Source organism: Bacteroides sp. ET225, assembly GCF_024733745.1.
GTDB classification, from domain to species: domain Bacteria; phylum Bacteroidota; class Bacteroidia; order Bacteroidales; family Bacteroidaceae; genus Phocaeicola; species Phocaeicola excrementipullorum.
Genome location: NZ_JANRHN010000015.1, coordinates 1 through 21,624 on the forward strand (window position 1 = coordinate 1; position 21,624 = coordinate 21,624).

The 21,624-nt window shown below is 49.2% G+C and carries 13 protein-coding genes; 5 read left to right on the top strand and 8 right to left on the bottom strand.

What is annotated here, in order from left to right; genetic code table 11:
* Positions 1-255: 255 nt before the first annotated feature.
* Entirely contained in the window at positions 256-2,583 is a 2,328-nt protein-coding gene (locus tag NW212_RS08010; RefSeq protein ID WP_258338126.1) for a BamA/TamA family outer membrane protein, read from the bottom strand.
* Entirely contained in the window at positions 2,564-7,177 is a 4,614-nt protein-coding gene (locus NW212_RS08015; RefSeq protein ID WP_258338127.1) for a translocation/assembly module TamB, read from the bottom strand. The genes NW212_RS08010 and NW212_RS08015 overlap by 20 nt, the downstream gene beginning before the upstream one ends.
* Before the next feature lie 128 nt (positions 7,178-7,305).
* On the opposite strand from NW212_RS08015, the gene NW212_RS08020 reads away from it, so the two are divergent.
* The gene (locus NW212_RS08020; RefSeq protein ID WP_258338128.1) at positions 7,306-8,211 is read left to right on the top strand and encodes a nucleotidyltransferase; all 906 of its coding nucleotides are present in this window, start codon (positions 7,306-7,308) and stop codon (positions 8,209-8,211) included.
* 71 nt (positions 8,212-8,282) lie between these two features.
* On the opposite strand, the gene NW212_RS08025 is transcribed toward NW212_RS08020, so the two are convergent.
* Positions 8,283-8,810, bottom strand: coding sequence for a GNAT family N-acetyltransferase (locus tag NW212_RS08025; RefSeq protein ID WP_258338129.1), 528 nt, complete (start codon positions 8,808-8,810; stop codon positions 8,283-8,285).
* 20 nt (positions 8,811-8,830) lie between these two features.
* Positions 8,831-10,123, bottom strand: coding sequence for an IgA Peptidase M64 (locus tag NW212_RS08030; protein ID WP_258338130.1), 1,293 nt, complete (start codon positions 10,121-10,123; stop codon positions 8,831-8,833).
* A gap of 205 nt (positions 10,124-10,328) precedes the next feature.
* Here NW212_RS08030 and NW212_RS08035 point away from each other — a divergent pair, with 205 nt between their 5' ends.
* Positions 10,329-10,805, top strand: coding sequence for an Lrp/AsnC family transcriptional regulator (locus NW212_RS08035; RefSeq protein WP_258338131.1), 477 nt, complete (start codon positions 10,329-10,331; stop codon positions 10,803-10,805).
* A gap of 12 nt (positions 10,806-10,817) precedes the next feature.
* Here the strand turns inward: NW212_RS08035 and NW212_RS08040 are convergent, their stop codons facing one another.
* From NW212_RS08040 to NW212_RS08055, 4 genes are all read right to left on the bottom strand, one after another.
* Entirely contained in the window at positions 10,818-11,315 is a 498-nt protein-coding gene (locus NW212_RS08040) for a dihydrofolate reductase (protein ID WP_258338132.1), read from the bottom strand.
* 13 nt (positions 11,316-11,328) lie between these two features.
* Positions 11,329-12,123: a thymidylate synthase gene (locus NW212_RS08045; protein ID WP_258338133.1), complete on the bottom strand. Its 795-nt coding sequence runs from the start codon at positions 12,121-12,123 to the stop codon at positions 11,329-11,331.
* A 167-nt stretch (positions 12,124-12,290) separates the two neighbouring features.
* Positions 12,291-13,028, bottom strand: a complete 738-nt coding sequence (locus NW212_RS08050) for an acyltransferase (protein ID WP_258338134.1) — start codon at positions 13,026-13,028, stop codon at positions 12,291-12,293.
* A gap of 21 nt (positions 13,029-13,049) precedes the next feature.
* A complete protein-coding gene (locus NW212_RS08055; RefSeq protein ID WP_258338187.1) occupies positions 13,050-13,889 on the bottom strand; it encodes an AraC family transcriptional regulator in 840 nt (279 codons plus the stop codon).
* Between the two features lie 1,182 nt (positions 13,890-15,071).
* Here NW212_RS08055 and NW212_RS08060 point away from each other — a divergent pair.
* The 3 genes from NW212_RS08060 to NW212_RS08070 are packed head-to-tail and all read left to right on the top strand — an operon-like array spanning position 15,072 to position 21,545.
* Positions 15,072-18,236 (top strand): TonB-dependent receptor, encoded by a 3,165-nt coding sequence (locus tag NW212_RS08060; RefSeq protein ID WP_258338135.1) that lies wholly within the window; start codon positions 15,072-15,074, stop codon positions 18,234-18,236.
* Between the two features lie 22 nt (positions 18,237-18,258).
* Entirely contained in the window at positions 18,259-20,157 is a 1,899-nt protein-coding gene (locus NW212_RS08065; RefSeq protein ID WP_258338136.1) for a RagB/SusD family nutrient uptake outer membrane protein, read from the top strand.
* A 26-nt stretch (positions 20,158-20,183) separates the two neighbouring features.
* Positions 20,184-21,545 carry a DUF1735 domain-containing protein gene (locus NW212_RS08070; RefSeq protein WP_258338137.1) on the top strand — a complete coding sequence of 454 codons (1,362 nt, stop codon included), beginning with the start codon at positions 20,184-20,186 and terminating at the stop codon, positions 21,543-21,545.
* The last annotated feature ends 79 nt before the right edge of the window (positions 21,546-21,624 follow it).

Here is a 21,624-nt window from a genome sequence, read left to right on the forward strand (position 1 = left end):
CTGCTGCATGCCGCCCCTGCCGCATCCTGCGCAAAGGATTCCGAATCTCGGCTGATGAATTCTGTTGTGCTGGATTACAGTGCGTTTGCCTGGCATGAAGACTTGAATATGTCCCGGTAAAGTTACCTCTTCACTCCAGTGATACGTTCTCCTCACTCCAGCGATTCGTTCTCCTCACTCCAGTGATACGATTTCTTCACTGGAGTGAAGAGGTGAAGGCAACGGGACATTCCGGAGCAGGCAGCAGGGCAGGGGTCAGAACGGATAGCCTATGGCAAAGTGGATGCCCATGCCGTCCTTGAAATTGGGGATGTTGTAGTATCCTTTTTTCTCCGTATCATACGGCACGTGGAGCGCGATTCCGAAGTCCAGGCGGAGGATAAGGAACGACAGGTCGTAGCGGATTCCGAAGCCGGTGCCTGTGGCTATGCTGTCGAAAAAGCGGTTGAGGGTGAATTCCGCACCCGGGCGGGCTTCGTCTTTCCGCATCAGCCATACGTTTCCGGCATCGAGGAAAACGGCTCCGTTCAGATTCCCTCCCAAAAAGTTGGAGAGCATGCGGAAACGGTATTCGATGTTCGCTTCCAGCTTGATATCTCCGGTTTCGTCGACATACGAATAGTTGGTGCTGGAGGCCGGGCGGAAACGTCCCGGTCCGATTGAACGGATGGTGAACGCACGGATGCTGTTTGCACCTCCCACGTAGAACTGTTCGCTGTAGGGGGCGATGGTCTTGTTTCCGTATGCCCAGATGACACCGCCCATCACGCGCGTGGCAATCTGCTGTTTCTCGCTGATGTTGAACAGATAGCGGAACTCTGTGGAGTATTTTACGAACTGGGCAAACGGGTTTCCGAGCAGTTTCTTTTCCTGTTTCTTGAAACTCTGTCCGAATGCCGCATAAATCATGGAGGTTACGTTTCCTGCCGAGGTCAGCGAGTTTTCCCACCACAGGCGGTTGCGCTTCTGCTTGTACGTGTTGTCGTAGGTGAGCGTATAAGAGAACGACGGGATGAACTGGTCGTCCAGACTGTGGAAGAGCATCGGGTTCTGGCTGGCGATGGCGTTGAATTCGGCCGTTCGCCTCTGCAGCATGTTGAAAGCCAGATGCACCGGCGTAACCGTGTGCTTCAGTCCGCGCCGCCGCTGGAAGTTGTAAGTCACTTCTCCTCCGAAAGAGAGCATCTTGAAGTAGCGCGCGCGGTTCACCTGGCTGGCATAGATCTTGAAGTCGGTCTGCGAGGGGAAGCGGAAAGCGTTCATCCGGTTCTGCTGCCAGGGGAGGACCAGACGCGGGAAGTTCAGCGACAGGGCCGCTCCAAGTTCATACGAGTTCATCACGGAGCTTTCTCCGTCCACCGTCGAGCTGGTCTGCCATTCGTACGATCCGTTCAGTTCCAGGTTCAGCGACGCCCCCATCCGCTTGAAGTTCTTTTTAGACAGTTTGAATACGGCTCCCGGTCCTGTCTGCTTCGTGCTTTTGGTCTTTACGTTCAGTTCCAGCTCGCTGTCGTATGGCAAGTCGAACATGGCGTTTATCGTGATGTCCAGCGTGTCTGTATCGCCCTTCGGATTGTATCTGAATTCGTTGAACTTGAATATGCCCAGGCGCGACAGAGCCTGCTGGGAGTAGTTCTGTTTCTGTTGCGAAAAGATTTCGCCGTTTCTGTAGAGGAATCTTCTGCGCAGTACGCCGAAGCGTACGCCCGGCTTTTTCCCTGCATAGTTGACCTGGAAGTGGCGGAACTTGATCGAGTCGATGGGCTGTTCTCCGTTCTGTCCGATCAGGTTGACCGTTGTGTTTCCTATATGATAGGTTCTCAGGGCGTTTTTCGGCACGTTGGGCTGCTGCGCGATTTTCAGGTTGACATATCCCGGCTTCATGATGGTGTCGGCGAGGAACGTGATGAACTCGGAACGGTAAAAGTAATACCCGTTGTTCTTGAACAGCTCTACGAGCCGTTCTCTTTCCTGGTTGAGCGTGTTCACGTTGAACGGGTCGTCTTTGTGCAGCATTGTTTCATCTTTGTTTGCCTGGATCAGGCTGTCGCAGCGCGCGTCGAATCCGGCATACATGACAGAATCCAGCAGGTATCCGTGGCCGAAGTTGACGGTATAGTTCAGCTTGGCTTTTTTAGGATTTTTCAATGTATCTACCGTATAGGTTACGTTTCCGTTGAAATATCCGTAATCCTTCAGCAGGTTGGTGGCCACTTTGCTTCGGGTGTCGGGGTTTACGGTGGAGATATAGACCGGGTCGGCGGCCAGTTTGTTGAAAATCCATTTGCCTATTCCCTTGTCGTATCTTTCGAACCGGTTGTATATCCACAGCCCGAAGGGGAACGGCCAGCGGGATTTCGGGCTTCCGAAGAACGAGTTGTTCGGCGCCACGTTGATTGCCCCCATCACCTCTTCCAGCGTGCTTTCTCCGGTCTTGCTCTTTTCGTAGTTTGTGATTTTCGGTGTCGGTGTACCGACATACAGCACTTCTCCTTCGGCCAGGTGTTTGGTTGTGGAGCAGGATGCCAGAATGAGCGCCGGCATCAGTCCGGTCAGTAGAGTCTTATAATTCAGTTTCTTCATTTTCTTCTGCGCTTGTAGGTTTGTCATTTTTCCTTTTCTTCCGGAAGATGAACAGTTCGCCCAGTTTTCCCACCTTCTTGCGGAGGACAATGCCTGCTCCTGTTTCCGTAACTTCGCCGTCAAGTATATTCTCGTACGTCTTGTCGTGGAATACCTTTATATATCGTGTGCCGCTGTCGTCCAGCCGGTATTCCAGCGAGATGTTGTCGATGAAGGACTCGTCCTGTTGCTGCACATTGTTTCCCGTAGACACCTTTCCTCCGATAACTACCCTTATCCGGTTGTTCCAGAAGCGTTTGGCAAATTCAAAGTTATAGTCGGTCCGTGTAGATCCCGTTTCTCCGTCGTCGGTCTGTTCGATTCCGAAGTTCACGTCGATGGTTTTCAATGCGCTTCCTGCCACCTTGTTGATCTGATCCTGCAAGAACGAATTCATTACGCTGTTGGCGTCCAGCCCGCCTCCGGCAGTATTTCCTTCGGCCATATACATTCCCGTAACGAGCATGGTTACGGCAAGCTTGTTCTTTTCTTCCGCCGACATGGATGCAAGATCGTTTTGCACGCTTCCGTCTTCCGGGGCATCGATCGTGAAGGTGAATCCCAGGTTGTCAAGCCGGTTGGTGATGTATACTCCCACGTCAAAGTTGACGGTTCTGGCATTCTGTCCTTCCTGTGCTACGGAGGCTCTCATTCTTTCCGTTGCCTTGATGTTCAGGTTCGGATTCATGAGGTCGCCCGTCCATTCGATGTAGCTTCCTTCCTTTATGTGGAATGTTTTCAGCGGAATGATAGGGAGTTCGTATTTCATCTCTCCGCTCAGCAGGGTGTACCGTCCGCTCAGAATCATGTTTCCTTCCATTGTATATTGGAATGAAAGATCTCCCCCTCCCTCAAACCTCATGTAGTTGCTTCCCTGCTCGTCCAGGTTTACCCGGCACTGCACTCCTTCGTCGATATGAAGCGTCATGAGCATGTCTATACCTCCCAGTGTAATCATCTGGAGGGATTCGGGGCTGACAGAGGCGGTGTCGTTGAAGTTGACGAATGTGACGGTTTCTCCCAGCTTGTCCTCTACGGTGAGCGGCGAATCCTTCAGGATGTATGTAAAGTCGCTTCCTCCCCGGATGTTCATGTTCCCCCGAATCATCATCAGGTTGGGAGTTCCGCTCAGCACGGAGTGGAAGTCTACATACAGCTTGCCGTAGACGAGGGATTCTTTTGTCTTTTTCGCATTGAGCAGTTCAAAGTTGTTGGCATCCATTTTCAGGTTCATTTGGATGTTTGCCATGTCTGCCATATTTACATTGCCGTCGATGGTGAAAGGCGTTTTTCCTTTTGTAAATATCTTGAACCGGTTGAATATCAGTTTGCTGTCTTTAATCTCAAGCGGGCGGTCGTCAAAGCGCAGGTTCAGTGATGCCTGGGGCACGAACACATTTACGCTGTCCAGATTGATCGTTCCGTTGATCAGCGGCGCGCTGACATCTCCTTTCACAGACAGTCCTCCGTCGAGATCTCCGCTCAGCACTGCCGTTCTTCCGGGGACAAACGAATTTGCTATGTCGAGCGGGAGATGGTGCAGTTCCATCTTCGCGTCTATTTTGTCTGTTTCTTCCTTGCTTCGTGCCGGATAATAGGAACCGCTGAGGCTGGCTATCTCTTCGTCGTTTCTTGTGATGAATCCGTCGATGCTCTGCACTCCCGATTGTTTGGGCAGGTAGACTGCGCTCAACGCCCAGTTGCCCATAGGCTGTTTGCTGTATGCCAGATTGTTGATGCTTGTTTCAACTGCAATCTGGTCGCTTTGGTCCGTCTGCACATAGTGCGCTTCCAGGTTGATGATTCCTGCGATGTCGGGCATATAGGGAATGATTCGTCTGAACTCGGCAATGTCCAGCCGGTTAATTCCCAGTGTAAGATTTTGTGTGGCAAGGCTGTCGGGCGTAGAATACAGGCTGAGGCCGGTGTGGTCTTTGTCGTATATGGACAGATTTGCCATGATCCGTCCGTCATCTCTGAGAAGAATATAGTTGTTTTCGTTAACGAAGAATTTGCGGTAGACCAGTGTCGGGTCAAGCGGCATGATATGCAGGCTGATGCCTTCCTTTTGCAAGCCGGCAGTCATCCCTAAGTCGACCCCGCATTCTTTTTTCCCGTTGAAATATCCGATGTTCACGTTGGCATGTGTAGAATCCACCCTGCTTTGAAGGGTGATGTCGAACGCCTCCTGATAGGGCTTGTCCCCAGCCTTCACTTCACTCTTGAACGTCAGTCCGTTATGTTCTTGAGCCGCATTGAACCTGATCGTGTCGAGCGACAGGCTGTCTGTGTGCAGTCCGAGCAGGTAAGCATTTCCGTTCAGTCCCGCCTGCGGATCTGTTTTCAGGTTGACTCTGAGCTTGTTGAAAGACAGTTTCCGGATGGCGAGCGTGTTTGAAACGGGGTTATCGTGCCCTGCGAAAATCCGCAGTTGGGCGGTGGGCAGAACCTGTTTCAGCTCGTCAAAGTTGAATTTGCGTGTTTCCCATTGCGCGTTCAGCATATTGATTGCGTTTTGCGCCTGGGATGCAAGTTCGTCAATGCCTCCTTTGCTCCGGAACAGAAAAGTAAGGTCGCCTGCGTTCACGTAGCAGTGGATGGAGTCGCGCGCCGTAGTCCCTCCCACATGCAGGTCTTTGGTTGTAAATGTTTTCTTGTCTGTTATGAGATGGATGTTTTTCATGGATACCCTCGCGCTGTGGCTCTTTTTCATGTCGGTTGCCGCACTCAGTTCGATGTCTTGAGTGGTTTTGAACGGAGCAGACGTAAAGCCCAGTCCGTGCCAGTCAAGGTTGAGCACATTGACGGTGCCTTTGGCGCTGATTCTTTTCGGGTTGATTCGGGCGTTCAGTTCCGAAGATATGTGCATGAGATTATCCTTGGCATTGAAATGCAAGGCAGCTTCCGAGTGTTTCAGCTCTGCGTCAAGTCCGATTCCTGAAAACACTCTCGACCCATACCGGAGATGGTCGAGCGACGCATTTGCCCGCATGACGGTAGCCGGCGAGAAGAAATCGAGTTTTTCTCCTTCTGCTGCGACGGACGCCGTCAGCTCAAAGATTGAATCGTTTGGCATGAAGTTGTGGATATTCAGGTTGTTTGCCAGTACGGAAGCTGCGTAAGCTTCGCTTTTCATGTTGAATTTTCCTTTCAGTTCCAGCAGACCTTCTTCTTGTTCGATTCGGGTATCGGCAGACAAAGCATTTCCTTTCAGTTCAGCTTTTCCTTTCAATATTGTTCCGGAAGGAATTGTGACGCCTCCTGTCAGTTTTTCCAGAAATGACATTTGGATGAACTTCCCGGTCAGACTGATTCCCCCTTCTCTGGCTATGCTGTCCAGCATATGGTGCAGTACGCCGTCGGCTTCCAGGCGGAAATTGCCCGGAATGCCCATTGAGCAGGTGGTGAGGCGCAGCTCGTCCAGGCTTCCGTCTATTCCGAGCCGTAATTGTATCGGAGCGGAAGGCAGTGCGTTCGTTACCTCTTGCGGAAGGTCAGGAGCGGCTTTTATCAGATCGGCCTTGCCGATGTCGGCCATCAGGCGGGCGCTTAGCTTTCCGTCTTTGTTCTGCTCCGTGACACTCCAGTCGGCCGTGGCATTGAACTCAAGCGACGAGTTTGCCGTGTTTATTTGCAGAGATGGCACATGGATGGCCTGGTTGTCGGCTCTCAGTTCGCCCTGCGTTGACACGATCTGAAGTCCGGAACGCTCTTTCAGGTCGAACTGACGGATGAGGGCGCGTATGTTGTTTCCTGCATAGCAGATTGAATCCAGTCCGATGTTGATGTCGGTCAGTTCGATGTGCGAAGGATCCAGTCCTTTGTCTTCGTGTGGCGCGTTTCCTGAGTTATATGTGATTTTCGTTTGCTGGAGGTTGAATTCTTCGGCGGTGTACGCTTCCTTGTGGAGGTCGATGAATCCGTCACGCAGGGATGCCTTTCCTATGTCGAATCCCATGTCCATCGTGTCGAGCGGCATCTGCATGAGGAAGGACACGTTTTCGAGGCTGATATCTTCCAGCCTGATCTTCCAGTACAGAGGCGAACTTGCTGCAGCCGTGTCGGCTGCGGTCGTGTCGGCGAGTACCATGGCAAGCTGTGTGTCTTTCAGTTTCAGATTGTTCAGAACGGCCGTTTCGGGAGTCAGCTTCACTCCGTGCGAGTCCAGAAAGAGTTCCCCCAAGTTTCCTTTCAGCTGCATGCCTTCAATCAGGTTGAGCGTGTTGACAGCAGCCTTTTCAATCTTTATTCCGTCTATTTCCACCTGCTTCTTGAACAGGGGGAGCATTTGAATCTGTACGGTCAGTTTGCTGACGTTCAGAATCGTGTCATTGTTTTCTGTGACTTTTGTGTCGTGGACGACAAGGTCAAGCGGAAATGAGAGGGAAATGCGTCGGATCTGTATGTTCATTCCTGTAGCCTCTGCCGCATATTGGGTGGCCTTCCCGACAATGAAATTCTGTATGGGAGGAATATAGAGCAATATGCAGATGATTATAAACAGCAGGATAGGACTCGCCAGAACGATTCCGCCCCATTTTACGTACCTTTTCATTTTCAAAATTCTAGTTAGTTCTTGCGAATATATAAAAAAAGTATTGAAAAAAAGATTTTGTCGGGAAACTATTCGTTTATAGCCATTATTTTTTTACCTTTGTACAGTTACTAAACATTAATACACTTATGAAACCAACTTTATTTGTATTGGCCGCCGGTATGGGAAGCCGTTACGGCGGTTTGAAGCAGCTTGACGGTCTGGGCCCAAGCGGTGAAACGATCATGGATTATTCTATTTTTGATGCAATCCGTGGCGGATTCGGTAAGCTTGTGTTTGTGATTCGCCGTGACTTTGAGAAAGATTTCCGTGAAAAGATTGTAAGCAAGTATGAGAATCATATCCCCGTTGAGGTAGTGTTCCAGGATCTGGATAACTTGCCGGCGGGTTTCACTTGTCCTGAAGGACGTGTTAAGCCGTGGGGTACGAACCATGCGGTATTGATGGCTAAGGATGTAATCAAGGAACCGTTTGCCGTTATCAACGCAGACGACTTTTACGGAAGGGACAGCTTTGCCGTATTGGGCAAGTACCTGTCTGAACTCCCGGAAGGTGTCAAGAATGATTACTGTATGGTAGGATTCCGTATCGGCAACACATTGTCTGAAAGCGGAACGGTGGCACGCGGTGTCTGCGCGATGGACGAAAATGCACATTTGACTACCGTTGTTGAACGTACTGAAATCATGCGTGTTGACGGAGTAGTTTCTTACAAGGATGAGAAGGGCGAATGGGTCGGCATTCCTGACAATACTCCGGTATCAATGAACATGTGGGGCTTTACTCCCGACTACTTCAAATATTCTGAAGACTATTTTGCCGAATTCCTGAAAGAAAACATCAGCAACCTGAAATGCGAGTACTTCATCCCGCTGATGGTGAACAAACTGATCAACGAAGGTACAGCTACCGTAAAGGTGCTTGACACAACTTCCAAATGGTTTGGCGTGACATATGCAGCCGACCGTCAGGGAGTAGTCGACAAGCTCCAGGCTTTGGTGGATGCAGGAGAATATCCTTCGAAACTGTTCTGATTTAAAAAAAGATGCCTTGAAAAAAAATATGACCGCCGATGGAGCCTCCGTCGGCGGTTCTTTTATTGGGGTTACACCCCGTAAACCTCTTTGTAAATGTCTTTCCGTATGTCTTCAAACCGGTTGTCGATGCTGTCCGTTCCGTAAAACATCAGTTTGAGCGGCATTCCTTCCCCTCCTTTTCTGTATGGAGGCTGAAAATAATCTTTCTCGCACAGCTGCAGCCCGCACCGTTTGTAGAATCCGATTCTTCGGATGCTCATCTCGTCGACCGGTTCTTCCACCTCCAGTACCAATATGTCGGGAACGATTTCTTTGACTTTCTCCATGATTTGTTTTCCGTATCCCCGGTTTCTTACTTCCGGTGAAGTGGCGAGGTGTTCCGCATAATGGAATCCGTCGAGCTTCCAGAGGGTGAACAGCCCTACCTGTATATCTCCGTCTGTTATCAGGTAGCAGGAGAACTTGGGGTTTGTATCTGTATTCTTGCGTTGTTCTTCATCGTCCCTCCGTTCTGCTTCCGGAAACGAGAAGTGCAGCAGGTTTTCAACAAAAGGGTAGTTGCTGTCGGATGTGTTGATTTTTGTAAATGTAATCATCGGATGGTTGAGTTTTTAGGTTATTTGTCTGTATAAAAACGGATCAGCTTTTCCAGTGCACGCTGGCATACGGGACAGAATACGGGCGCTTCATTGATTTTCATTCTGCATTCCGTGGTGGGGCGGTAGATGCCTTTCTGCGTATATCCCGCTCCTTCGTATACGCCTACTTTGGTGTATATCAGTGATTTGTCGGTTTGTACCGGCGTGGGAACAGGCGTTCCGGGTTCAACCATGTCTTTCCATTTTGCATCGAAGTCTGCCAATGTGGTGATGTTCTGTTCCCATGGTTCGATGCTGTAGGGATATTGAGGGCTCGGTGCGGCATCGTAGGCATATTCATCGGCCAGTCCTCCAAAGCTGTGTCCGAACTCATGCACGACCACCGGTTTGAACATCGGGTGATGAGCTGTGGTCAGGGTGTATGAATTGTAGATGCCGCCTCCGCCATATGTATCGGTGTTTGCCAAAATGATGATGTGTTCGTACGGAATGCCGGCAAGCCAGTTGTGGATGGCCTTTACGCTGCGTGTAGTCAGGTAGCGGTCGGAGTAGAAAGTGTCGAAGTGTGAGCTTACCGCAGTCTTCTTCCATTCGTTTTGCCTTGGAATGCTCACGCCGCTGTCTTTTGATTCGCTGAACACGGCAACCACGTTGAAGCGGCTCTTCAGTTTCTTGAACGGTTCGTGGCTGAAAAGTGCCTCGCATGCGGTCTGTGCGTCTTTGTAGAACAGTTCCGTTTCTTCTTTTGTATATCCTTCGGCAAGAATGGCTATATCAATGCAGTTTTCTTCACTTCCGCTTTTGAGCAGGTATCGGTGGGGGGTGATGGAAGCTTCGTCGCCCCGCTGATGAATGAGTATGTCTTTCGGGTCGATTTCGTGCGTCAATGATGCGGTTTCCTTATGATACACATCTTTCAGCCTGATTGTGACGGTGGCCGTATTTTTAGGGAAAGGAATCAGAAACGTATTTTCAAATCCCCGGGTTACTTTTTTCGCTTCGGCTTCGCATATCCATTCCTGAAAAAGGCTTGAAAAGGATGTGCGGTAAATGATTTTGCCGCTTGCCTTGTCTTTCATTTCGATTTCGCCGTTTCCTGCCAGCGGAAGTTCGCTGAGGTGATGGCGTCTGCCGGCCCATTGGGGAAGCGATGAGAGCTCGTCAAGGCAGATAGCCTGTGCTTCTGAGTTTCCGCTGAAAATATAGTCAGCCCTGATTGTTTTATTTACAAAATAATCGTCAAAGTTTTGTGCCTGTCCGGCGAAAGCAGACAGACCGATGCAGATAGCTGCGAGAAGATGTCTTTTCATGTACGGTTAAGTTTTATCGTTTGCATACAAATGTACGAATAACCGTTGAATCTGCAAAAAATATTCGGGGTGAGAATCAGGAGCTTTGGGACTGCATCGTGTCTGGGGCGACTTGACTTTCATACTTTCTGGCGGTAAAAATTATCAGTCTGGAAGATTTTTAAAGGAAAATCCTTATATTTGCCGAAATAAAAATATAGAAGAGATGGGACATCATCAATTAGACAGTTTAGACGAGCAAATTTTAAGATTGATAGCAGACAATGCGCGCATTCCGTTTCTGGAGGTAGCGCGTGCATGTAACGTATCGGGAGCAGCCATTCACCAGCGCATCCAGAAGTTGACTAATTTGGGAATCCTTAAAGGTTCTGAGTTCATTATCGACCCGGAAAAAATAGGATATGAAACCTGCGCTTATATCGGCCTTTATCTGAAAGATCCGGAGCAGTTTGATTCTGTGACCGAGGCGTTGAAGTTGATTCCTGAAGTGGTGGAGTGCCATTTCACTACCGGACAGTATGATCTGTTCATTAAGATTTATGCGAAGAACAATCATCATTTGCTGGAGATAATCCACGATAAGCTGCAGCCGCTGGGGCTGTCACGTTCTGAAACGATCATTTCGTTCCGTGAAGCCATCAAGCGCCAGATGCCTATTCTGGATCTGGCGAATGACGACTGATTTTTCGGACTGTTATTGTCGGCGGCATCGTTCGTAGTCGACAAAGCTGTAGGAGTAGAGATGCTTTTCGTCTTTCGGATGGCATTCTCTGCTTTTTTCTTTCCAGTCTGTTTCCTTTATTTCCGGGAAAAAGACATCGGCGGGCTTTTGGTTATCGTCTACTTCCGTCAGATAAAGTCTGTCGGCAAATGCCATAGCTTCGCTGTAGATGCTGGCGCCTCCGATGATGAATACTTCCTCTTCTTTCCGGCAGGCGTCCAATGCTTCTTGCAGGCTGCTGAAACACTCTGTTCCTTCAAATGTCTTTTTCTGCGATGTCAGTACGATGTTCCGGCGGTTTGGCAGCGCACCTTTGGGAAGCGATTCAAATGTTTTTCTTCCCATGATGATGGTGTGTCCGGTTGTCAGTGCCTTGAAACGTTTCAAATCGTTGGGCAGCCAGTAAAGCAGTTGGTTCCCGAAGCCCAGGCCGCGGTTCCTGTTGATTGCTGCAATGATGGATAATGTCATGTCTTTCTTGTTTTTAAACGGATACTTTTCCGGCAATGTGAGGCCAGGGATCATAGTTATCGAGCTGGAAGTCTTCGTATCTGAAACTGAAAATGTCCTTTATGTCTGGGTTCAGTTTCATGGTCGGGAGCGGGCGGGGAGTGCGGGTCAGTTGCAGATCGACCTGCTCCAGGTGGTTTAGATAAATGTGTGCGTCGCCCAGCGTGTGGACAAAGTCACCCGCCTTGAGTCCGGTCACTTGTGCCATCATCTGCAGCAGGAGTGCATACGATGCGATGTTGAACGGCACGCCAAGAAAGGTGTCGGCGCTGCGCTGGTACATTTGCAGGCTGAGCCGCCCGTCGGCTACGTAAAACTGGAACAATGCATGGCAGGGAGGCAGGTTCATATTCTTCAGGTCGGCCACGTTCCATGCGCTGACAATGATACGCCGGGAGTCCGGGTTATGCTTGATTGTTTCTACAGCTTCCGATATTTGGTCGATGAACTTGCCGTCGTATCCTGGCCATGAACGCCACTGATAGCCATAGATGTGTCCCAAATCGCCATTCTCGTCTGCCCATTCATTCCAAATTCTTATTCCATGCTCCTGCAGATATTTTACATTTGTATCTCCCTGCAAGAACCAGAGCAGTTCGTAGATTATGGATTTCAGATGCAACTTTTTTGTGGTGAGCAGCGGAAAGCCTTCTTCCAGATTAAACCGCATCTGGTGGCCGAACACGCTCAGTGTTCCGGTTCCGGTGCGGTCGTATTTCTTCACTCCTTCCGTCCGGATGCGGTGGAGAAGATCAAGGTATTGTTTCATTTGTCTTTTGTTGGTTTGTTTCTGCAAAGGTAGGCAATTTTTTGTTGCATGCGCGTTTGCGTCTGTTCAATTTATTGGAAACCGCAGCGCTTCTTGTTTCTTCTTATGGCAGCAGACGACATTCCCAGCGCACTTCGGATTAGCCTTTCTTTGGTTGGAAGGATATGCTAAATGCCTTTTATATATTTGTTTATGCACTTGCGGTCCCAGTTTATTCCGTGCTTGACTATTTTTGCCGGAATGCCTGCGATGATCACGTTCGGTTCGTTGAATCGTTTGGTCACAATGCTTCCCCAGCCTACGATGCTGTTGTCGGCAATGCGTACGTTTTTGCCGATTTTGACATCTTTGCCTATCCATACGTGGCGTCCTATTTCGATGCTTTCAGCGTAGTTGATGGGAATGCCGTCAAGGTTTGTGATTGTATGCGCATCTGTGCACCATATGTCCACTCCCCAGCTCAACTGGCTGTCATCACCGATGCTGACATGTGATCCGTCTTCTTGAAGATAAAGTGTGACTCCATTGATAACCACCCTGTTGCCTATTGTTACAGTGCATCCGTCGGCTGTGCGCGAAACGCCTGCCCCCAGTCCTGGCAACTGACCGATGATGAGTTTCAGTCCCGTCATTCCTAATATGGGCGAATGACGGACAATAACTGTTCCCATGTCCACGCGGTTGTTGTTTCCTTTGACTATGAGCAGAAATCCGCCGCCGGTCAGCAATTCTTCTGCGCTTTCTTCCGAATCGAAGTGCAGAAGCACGCGGTTGTCGTTTCCGATAATGGAAATGTCCGACATTTCAAGCAATTGGCTGATTCTTGTATCTTCTGTATTCAGGCAGCATATTTCTCTGTCCGGAAATGCAAACGTGATCTGGTTGTTCTGTCCTTGGATATTCATAAGTTGCTTTTGTTTATGGTTTTACAAATGGATGCCTGCCGATTGGAGGCTGTTTGTCGGTGAACAGCCGTACATGCTTTTGTATGCTTTCGAGAAGTGCGACAGATTCTTGAAGCCTACATGAAAGCAAATGTCAGAGATGTTCTGTTTGCCGGACTGTATAAGTGCGTATGCTGCTTCCAGCCTGCGGTGGACAATCCATTTTTGGGGTGTCAGGCTACTTACCTTTTTGAAGTCGCGCTTGAATGTGGCGAGGCTTCTCCCTGTGTAGTTGGCCATTTCTTCCAGGCTGAGGTCGTTCATGTAGTTTTGTTCCATGAAATCCATAATGTCAATCTTCCACGGATCGGCAAAGTCAAAAAGCGATGCGTACAGGTTTTGGTCTGTATTCAGAAGTACATACATTCCTTCGGTCATTTTCAGGTTCAGCACTTCGTCCGTGGGTTGGATGCCGGAATCAAGGTAGGGAGTCATTGACTCGAACAGGCTTGCGATGTCCGGACGGTTGGAGGGCAGTTTGTACAGGCTGATTTCGTTTCTCCGCGCATTTTCCGGAAGATTATTCTTGCTCAGCCTGCTGTAGAAATTGCGGAGGAATCTGGAGGTGAACATCAGAAAGATAGCCTTGAACTGTTCACCTTTATATCCCTGCTTGATCAGTTGCACGCTGAAGTCTTTGCGGATGAAAGCGCAGTCCCCTTTGTGCAGTTTGGTTGTTTGGCCGCGCTCCTTTATTTCCAGTTCTCCGGAATACATATAGACCAGCACATGCGAATGGTTGCGGTGCAGGCAGCTTCTGCCATTGTCGAAGTACATTGCCAGAAAGATGTCCGAATAGCGCAATGTATTGACTCCTTTCATGCTATTTGTTTCCATGTTTCCTGTTTTTTTCTGTGCAAAGATAAGCATCTGTAGGATTCATTGCAAAAGAATCCGAAGGCTGACAGCTGGAGTCTTTGGGAAATTAAGCAAGTGTGCAAAATTAAATGATATGATCAGAAACACAGATTTTTATAGGCTGATTCTCAACATCTACTTAGCATATGTTGGTTGTATATGGCCGTTCGTCTTCCGTGGTTTGCTCCATGTTTTTCCGGAATCCATTGAATACATAATTGTTTTAGGTATGGTAACTTAAAAATAGTCTTTTTTATAAAAGAAGAAACACTTTTCAACTTTCAAAATTCAAAATTTAAACAAGGTTTTAGTTCCTGGGATATAATGATAATCACTTAAATGTTATATTTGTCATTGTAAGTTTGACACTCTTATTTTTACATTTCTGATTTTCAGAGAAATAATTATGTTTCTTATATCAAATTCACACAAAGATAAAAATTATTTTATAGAAATCCTTTATAGTGTATAAAATTTGTGTATATTTGTAGCGATATGACAAAAGGCAGGAAATAGCCTATGAACCTTTGTCGAATACAAATCAATACTAGAAGCATGAACATTATGAAGGTCAAATACAAAAACAACACTTTAGGCTGTCAATAGCTTTTGCAAAAAGACATTTCTGTAAAGTTTCCGCATGGCTGGCAGATGAATTGAAAATCGTAATCAAAGAATGAATGTTCACAAGGAGTCAAGGTAACTCGGCAGAAAGGGAATGCTTGGTTTCATCAGTACATGGAACGGCGTTTCATCCCTGAGGGAATCGGCAACCGAACGGAGGATGGCTGATTGCGGCATTCATTAAAAAGAGTTGCTATAAATAGTGCAGGCAGAAAGGCATGGGACAAATGCCTATGCCGCGCGAGTATACCATATTTAATAAAGGACCATGGGAAATAGAATGCTTACCATTATCCGGCACCAGTTCTGGTAATAGCCGGAAGCTTGTCCGGAAAACAAGTGCAGGCAACAGTCTCCGGCAAACAACACCGGCTGCAACAATCCAGTCAACGGTGCAGCGGACGGAAAAAAGGGCAGCTCTGTCGGGTATGCCCATAGCAAATAGAAACAAACCAATATAAACCTATTGTCTAACCCTAAAACAATGAACTAATGAAACGATTCTTACGTAGTAAACAGTACATGGCAGCGTGTATTGTTTTGTCGTTGCTTCTTTCGCCCACCACGTTGCGGGCTGTTACAGGAACGGGCGACAGCGAAAGCGAAACGGTTGCAGGCGTAGAGCAGCAACAAACCAAGCGCACCATCACCGGAACCGTGGTAACCGGCGACACCAATGAACCGGCTGTCGGCGCCACTGTTTATCTGCGCAACAGTACGACAGGAACCATTACCGATACCGACGGTAAGTTCTCCATCGCAATCGAAGGATTGGGAGGCGTGCTCGAATTCTCGTACATCGGCTACAAGACACAAGAGGTAGCACTGGTAGGCCAGAGCAATATCAATGTGACTTTGCAGCCAGACAACGAGGTGCTGGACGAAGTCGTCGTTGTGGGCTATGGCAGCCAGCGCAAGGAAAGCGTCGTGGGAGCCATCTCTACACTGGACGTGACGAAATTGATTGTGCCCACATCCAACCTCTCTACAGCTTTGGCTGGACAGCTTTCAGGTATTGTCGCCATGAGCCGTTCGGGTGAGCCGGGCAAGAACAGTGCAGCCGATTTTTACATCCGAGGTGTATCTTCGTTTACCGGCAATACTTCTCCACTGGTATTGGTGGACGGTGTTGAGCGCGACCTCGACCTGGTAGACACGGAAGACATCGCTTCGTTCTCCATCCTGAAGGATGCATCAGCCTCAGCCGTTTACGGTGTGCGCGGTGCCAACGGTGTTATTTTGATTACCACCAAAAAAGGAGCGGTGGGCAAGCCGCAAGTAAACGTACGTACGGAGTTCGGCTTTACACAGCCTACCAAGAAGCCTAAGATGGTTAATTCGGCACAGTGGGCGGAACTCTACAACGAAGCCTACAGTACCAATTACTACTCGGCCGAAGACATTGAAATGTATCGCTCGGGAGCAGATCCCGATTTGTATCCCAATGTGGACTGGTTTGACACCATGTTTAATAATATGGCTGCCAACCAGCGTGTTAACCTGAATATTACGGGTGGTAGCGACATTGTGCGTTACTACGTTGCCGGCTCGTTCTATAACGAAAGCTCCATCTACAAAAATGCGGGCAACATTTACGGCTACGACTCGTCTATCCGTTACAACAAGTTCAATTTCCGCGCCAATGTGGACCTGAACCTGACCAAGAGTACGGTTATCAACCTGAATCTGGCAAACATCTATGAGAAGTCGTTCGGTCCGGGCTTTGGCGACACTGACTCTGATATCTGGTCGTATCTTTTCATGACCTCGCCTAACGCTTTCCCTGTGGAATATTCCGACGGCCGCCTGTCCGGTCCCTCAACCGACTCGGGTTATAACCCGTGGAATATGCTGGTACACTCAGGCTACCGCGAGCAATTCTGGAACTCTGCCCAGTCGCTCATCGGCGTAACCCAAGACATCGGTGCCTTGTGGGAGCCGCTGAAAGGTTTGACCGCTAATATCAAGTTCTCATGGGACGCATGGAACACCACTTTGCAACGCCGTTCCAAGTCGCCGACCTTCTATCATGCGCGCGGACGTGCTGAAGACGGGAGCTTGATTTATGACGATGAAAACGGGGACGGCATATGGGAACCCGTGCATACGGGTGACGAAACGCTGTCCTACGACATAGGCAGAAGTGGTACCATGACCCGCTACGTAGAAGGGTCGCTGACCTACAACCGTCTGTTCGGCGAGCACCGCGTGGGCGCCCTGTTCTTGTACAACCATAAGATTTATACCGATACGCAGGCGGGCAGTCCATCAGCATCGCTGCCCTACAAGGACCAGGGTATCGCAGGCCGTCTGACCTACGCCTTCCGTGACACTTACTTCCTTGAAGTGAACATGGGTTACAACGGCTCCGAAAACTTTGCGCGCGGCCACCGTTTCGGTTTCTTCCCTGCCGTGGCTTTGGGATGGATGATGTCCAGTGAAAAATGGTTTGAACCCGCTACCAAGGTGATTGACATGCTGAAGTGGAAAGCTTCTTACGGAAAGGTTGGTAACGATGATATCGGCGGTACCCGCCGCTGGGTTTATGAGCCTACGATTGTGACTGGCGGCAGCTGGTCCTACGGACAAAGCGGCACCCAAGGCGGCAGTGGCATCCGCGTGGGCGAAGTGGAAAACCTGGAGGCTTCGTGGGAAGAGGCCCTGAAACTGAATGCGGGTGTGGAATTCTCGCTGTTCAACAAGGTGCGCGTGCAGGCCGACTACTTCCGTGAAAAACGTCAGGGTATTTTCCTGAAACGTGCCGGATTGCCTGCTATCGTAGGTGTATCTACCGTTCCTTACGTGAACATCGGTGAAACCCTGAACCAAGGTTTCGATGCTACCGTCGAATACATGCATAAAGTGAATGACGATTTGTTTATTACCGCACGCGGTAACTTTACTTTCAACCGCAACAAACTCATCAACAATGATGAACCCGATTGGGAATACAGATACCAGAACCGTATCGGCAAGCCTTTCGGCTCAGGCGGTTCTACGCAGCCGTTCGGACTGATAGCCCTTGGTTTGTTTGAAAGCGAAGAAGAAATCGCCAATAGTCCGGTACAGAACTTTGGTGAATACCGTGTGGGAGATATCAAGTATCAGGACGTAAACGGTGATGGCATTGTAGACGAACAGGATGCTGTAGCCATCGGCTACACCAACCTGCCAGAAATAACCTATGGCTTCGGTGCAACCGCGCAGTGGAAAGGTTGGGACTTCAATCTCTTCTTTCAGGGCGTAGCACGCACCAGCTTCTTCCTTTCGGGCAGCAGCATCCGCTCGCCGTTCTCAACGGGCAACATGGAACGTGCTGCCATCAATGAGGACGTGTATGGCAACGTATGGATGTCTACCAATACTGCCGAACAGAACGCTGGCGTTACCTATCCGCGTCTTAGCGCAGGAAGTGGAGGCGCAGGCTCTACCAACAACAACCGCGCTTCTACGTGGTGGTTGCGCGATGGTTCTTTCCTGCGTCTGAAGAGCATGGAAATCGGTTATTCGCTGCCGCAGCATATCCTGCAGAAGTCGTTCATCAAGTCGCTGCGCTTCTACATCTCCGGCAACAACCTGCTTTGCTTCAGTCCTTTCAAATTGTGGGATCCCGAAAAGGGAACTTCCGACGGTTCGGGTTATCCGCTTAACCGCACATTCTCCATCGGTTTCAATGCTAATTTCTAACACCAACATACGAATTAAAGACATGAAAAATCTGATTAAATACTTCACCATGGGTTGCTTCGCCGCAGGCACACTGCTTTGCACCTCGTGCGAAGACTTCCTGGACAGACAGGAGGATGAAAACCTTACTTTTGATGAAATTTGGCTGTCGCGCAACTACGTGCGTCGGTACTGGCTGAACTGCATGTCGTTCCTGCCTAACTTTGACGGTTCTTTCATTGGCGATTCTGATCCATATCTTGGGGCTTCGGACGAGTGTACCATCACTTACGACCGCGCCTACCGTTATATCAACTTCGGCACGTGGAATGCTTCTACCGTGCCCTACTACAAGATGGACAGCTATTATCAGGGTATCCGCGAGTGCAACATCTTCATGCAGAACGTGTACAACTGTACTGACCCCGACGTGACGAAGGCAGAGCTTGACAAATGGTATTGGCAGGCACGTTTTGCCCGTGCCTACTACTACTTCCTGATGATGTGTGATTACGGTCCCGTGTTCCTGGTGGGCGACGAACTGCTTGACTTTACCGCCAGTACAGAGGAACTCTACCGTCCGCGCAACACGTGGGAACAATGTGTGGACTATGTGGTAAGCGAAATGACCGAATGTGACAAAGCCGACGCTGTGCAGCGTCAATACGGAGAAACCGAATACGGGCTTGCTACCAAAGGTACGTGCCGGGCTGTAATTTCACGCCTGCTGCTCTACTCAGCACGCGACCTGTTCAACGGCAACACGCTGTATCGCGACTTGCGCAATCCTGAAACACCGGACTTCCCTGAGCAGTCGGGTCAGAACCTCTTCCCGCAGACCTACGAGGCCAACAAGTGGCTGAAAGCTGCCGATGCTGCCAAAGCGGTGATGGATCTTGACATCTATAGTCTGTACCGCGCAGGCAACGATAACCCCTACGAAGACTATTATGGCATAACCAACGTGACCTGGAACAGTGAGCTGATCTGGACAAACCGATATAACAATCGTTACTATTGGGGTATAAACACAGTGCCGGCTGGTGTCAGTGGATACGGTGGTGTTGGCCCCACGCAGCAACAGGTTGACGCCTACGCCATGAAAACGGGAATTTATCCTATTACCGGCTATGAGTCAGACGGTACTCCGATTGCTGACCCGGCTTCGGGCTACAATGTTGCAGCCGAATTGGAACTTTCCACTTGGAATTATCCAAGCTCCGGATGGAGTCTTATTGGCAACTACGATGTCACTGCTCCCAATATGTACAAGGACCGCGAACCGCGCTTCTACGTCACTGTGTTCTTTGGCGGTAACTATTGGCTGGCTGGAAGCAGTTCTTATGGTCCCATCTCCTTTGCCAGCGGTGGAAACGGCAACCAAAGTCACGACTATCCAAAGTCAGGTTATCTGGTGAATCGCTTTTACGACCATACGTTGAACAGCACGCAGGGCAATTGGGGCAACATCACCTTCCCGGTATTCCGTCTGGGCGAAATCTACTTGAACTTCATCGAATCCGTGCTGGAGTGCAAGAACCGCGGTGTAGCTCTGCCTTCCGGCTACGAAGATCTGGCTATGGAAGTTTGGGCTGACTTGCGTGACCGTGCCGGACTTGATCCCATCACCGATGTTTATCCCAATGCGAGCACTGCACAGCTTATTGATCTCTGCCGCAAGGAACGCCGTGTGGAACTGGCTTTCGAACGCCATCGCTACTTCGACACGCGCACATGGATGATTGCCCCCGAAACTGACGGAGGGCCCATGTATGGCATGAATACCAATGCTACTGCCGGAGGTTCAACCAATACGCCTGAGGAATTCTGGCAACGCACGGTGTTCGAGACCCGCGTCTTCAACAACAACCATTATCTCTATCCGTTCTCGCAACGCGAACTGGACCGTAACCGCTTGCTTGTACAGAATTACGGATGGTAATGCAAACCTTATAAAAATGACGATTCATGAAGAAGAATATATTATTAACAGCACTTGCCGTCGGCCTTCTGATAGTACCCACGGCATGCGAAGACAACAGGGATGAGTTCCTGAGCGACTTCAGTACCATCCTCTATTTCCGGAATAGTGGAGAAATTGCGGTAACGCTCTATAAAACAGGAGAAAATACCGACTATAATCTAACGGTAAACAAATCGGGGTCCAACTTAGGTGCCACTACTACCGCTACAATAACAGCCATGAGTGAAGCCGCATTGCAGGCTTACAACTTATCGCATGGCTACAACTATCAGGCATTGCCTGCCACTTGCTATACGTATACCGGAGGAGAAGTGACATTCGGATCTTCCGACCTTTACAAACAGGTGACAGTGTCGATGAATCCTGAACTTGTCGAAGAAAATATTGGTACTGACGGCATTTACGTCATCCCGTTCGAAATTACTAGCAGCGCTGATTCTATCAATGCAGACAAACGGTATGCGTTTATCGTGCCCGAGGTGGAAACGCCTTCCATCGGGTTTGCCAATGCAGGTTACCACCAGACAGACATCACAAGCGACGGGGCTGTGACCATTACGCAAAACATTATAATGCCTATTGCTAACCAATGGAATTTCGATTGCGCCGTAGATGTAGACCAAAGTCTGCTGGACGAATACAATGCATCGGTTTACCCAGACTATACGCTGCTTCCTTCGAACAGCTACAGTTTGGAAGTAGGTTCTTTCGTTGTAGGTTCAAATACCGCTACGCTATCACTAACCGTTGATCGATCACAGTTGGGCTATGGACTGTATGCATTGCCGTTGCGACTGACTGGGGCATCAAACGAAAACTTTGAAATTAATACAGCCGGCCAGACGCTTATTTTGGGCATCAACTCTACAGTAGAGCGGAGTGAATTGGCCCAGATACCGCTGTCGCTCGACATGCTTTCTGGTTACGGCATCGCCGACTATGATGGTACCGGCCTCGCCGGTTTGTTTGATGGGCGTGGCAGTGCCTTGTTCATGCATGGCGACTATTATTATGGAGAAAACGATCCTGTTTATGGGCAATACGTAGACTTTGCATTGAACACACCTATCCAACATTTCGCCTACAACTTTTGGACCCGTTATTCCAATGCCGACGGAGCACCCGTCAACACGGTGATTTACGCCAGCAACAATGGGGAAACTTGGCACTGCATCGGTCAGGTAACTAATGCGTTTACTGCAGGCGATGAAGAGTATGACTCTGGCGTGTTTTCGTCAAATGAGCCGTTTACTCACGTACGTTTCTCCGTTACTGAGAGTAACGCTGGAAATGTATGCACCGGGTCTTATTGGAACTGTGGTGAAATGCAAATCTTCGGCAATTAATTGATCTCTGAATCTCTATAGGGTATGTCATGATGCAAGGCTGCTATCATTCTGTCACCTTGAGCGTGGTCGAAAGGGC

Bases quoted from the DNA above. Each gene is read 5' to 3' on its own strand.
- NW212_RS08010 (WP_258338126.1), bottom strand. From the start codon at position 2,583: ATGAAGAAACTGAATTATAAGACTCTACTGACCGGACTGATGCCGGCG.
- NW212_RS08015 (WP_258338127.1), bottom strand. From the start codon at position 7,177: ATGAAAAGGTACGTAAAATGGGGCGGAATCGTTCTGGCGAGTCCTATC.
- NW212_RS08020 (WP_258338128.1), top strand. From the start codon at position 7,306: ATGAAACCAACTTTATTTGTATTGGCCGCCGGTATGGGAAGCCGTTAC.
- NW212_RS08025 (WP_258338129.1), bottom strand. From the start codon at position 8,810: ATGATTACATTTACAAAAATCAACACATCCGACAGCAACTACCCTTTT.
- NW212_RS08030 (WP_258338130.1), bottom strand. From the start codon at position 10,123: ATGAAAAGACATCTTCTCGCAGCTATCTGCATCGGTCTGTCTGCTTTC.
- NW212_RS08035 (WP_258338131.1), top strand. From the start codon at position 10,329: ATGGGACATCATCAATTAGACAGTTTAGACGAGCAAATTTTAAGATTG.
- NW212_RS08040 (WP_258338132.1), bottom strand. From the start codon at position 11,315: ATGACATTATCCATCATTGCAGCAATCAACAGGAACCGCGGCCTGGGC.
- NW212_RS08045 (WP_258338133.1), bottom strand. From the start codon at position 12,123: ATGAAACAATACCTTGATCTTCTCCACCGCATCCGGACGGAAGGAGTG.
- NW212_RS08050 (WP_258338134.1), bottom strand. From the start codon at position 13,028: ATGAATATCCAAGGACAGAACAACCAGATCACGTTTGCATTTCCGGAC.
- NW212_RS08055 (WP_258338187.1), bottom strand. From the start codon at position 13,889: ATGAAAGGAGTCAATACATTGCGCTATTCGGACATCTTTCTGGCAATG.
- NW212_RS08060 (WP_258338135.1), top strand. From the start codon at position 15,072: ATGGCAGCGTGTATTGTTTTGTCGTTGCTTCTTTCGCCCACCACGTTG.
- NW212_RS08065 (WP_258338136.1), top strand. From the start codon at position 18,259: ATGAAAAATCTGATTAAATACTTCACCATGGGTTGCTTCGCCGCAGGC.
- NW212_RS08070 (WP_258338137.1), top strand. From the start codon at position 20,184: ATGAAGAAGAATATATTATTAACAGCACTTGCCGTCGGCCTTCTGATA.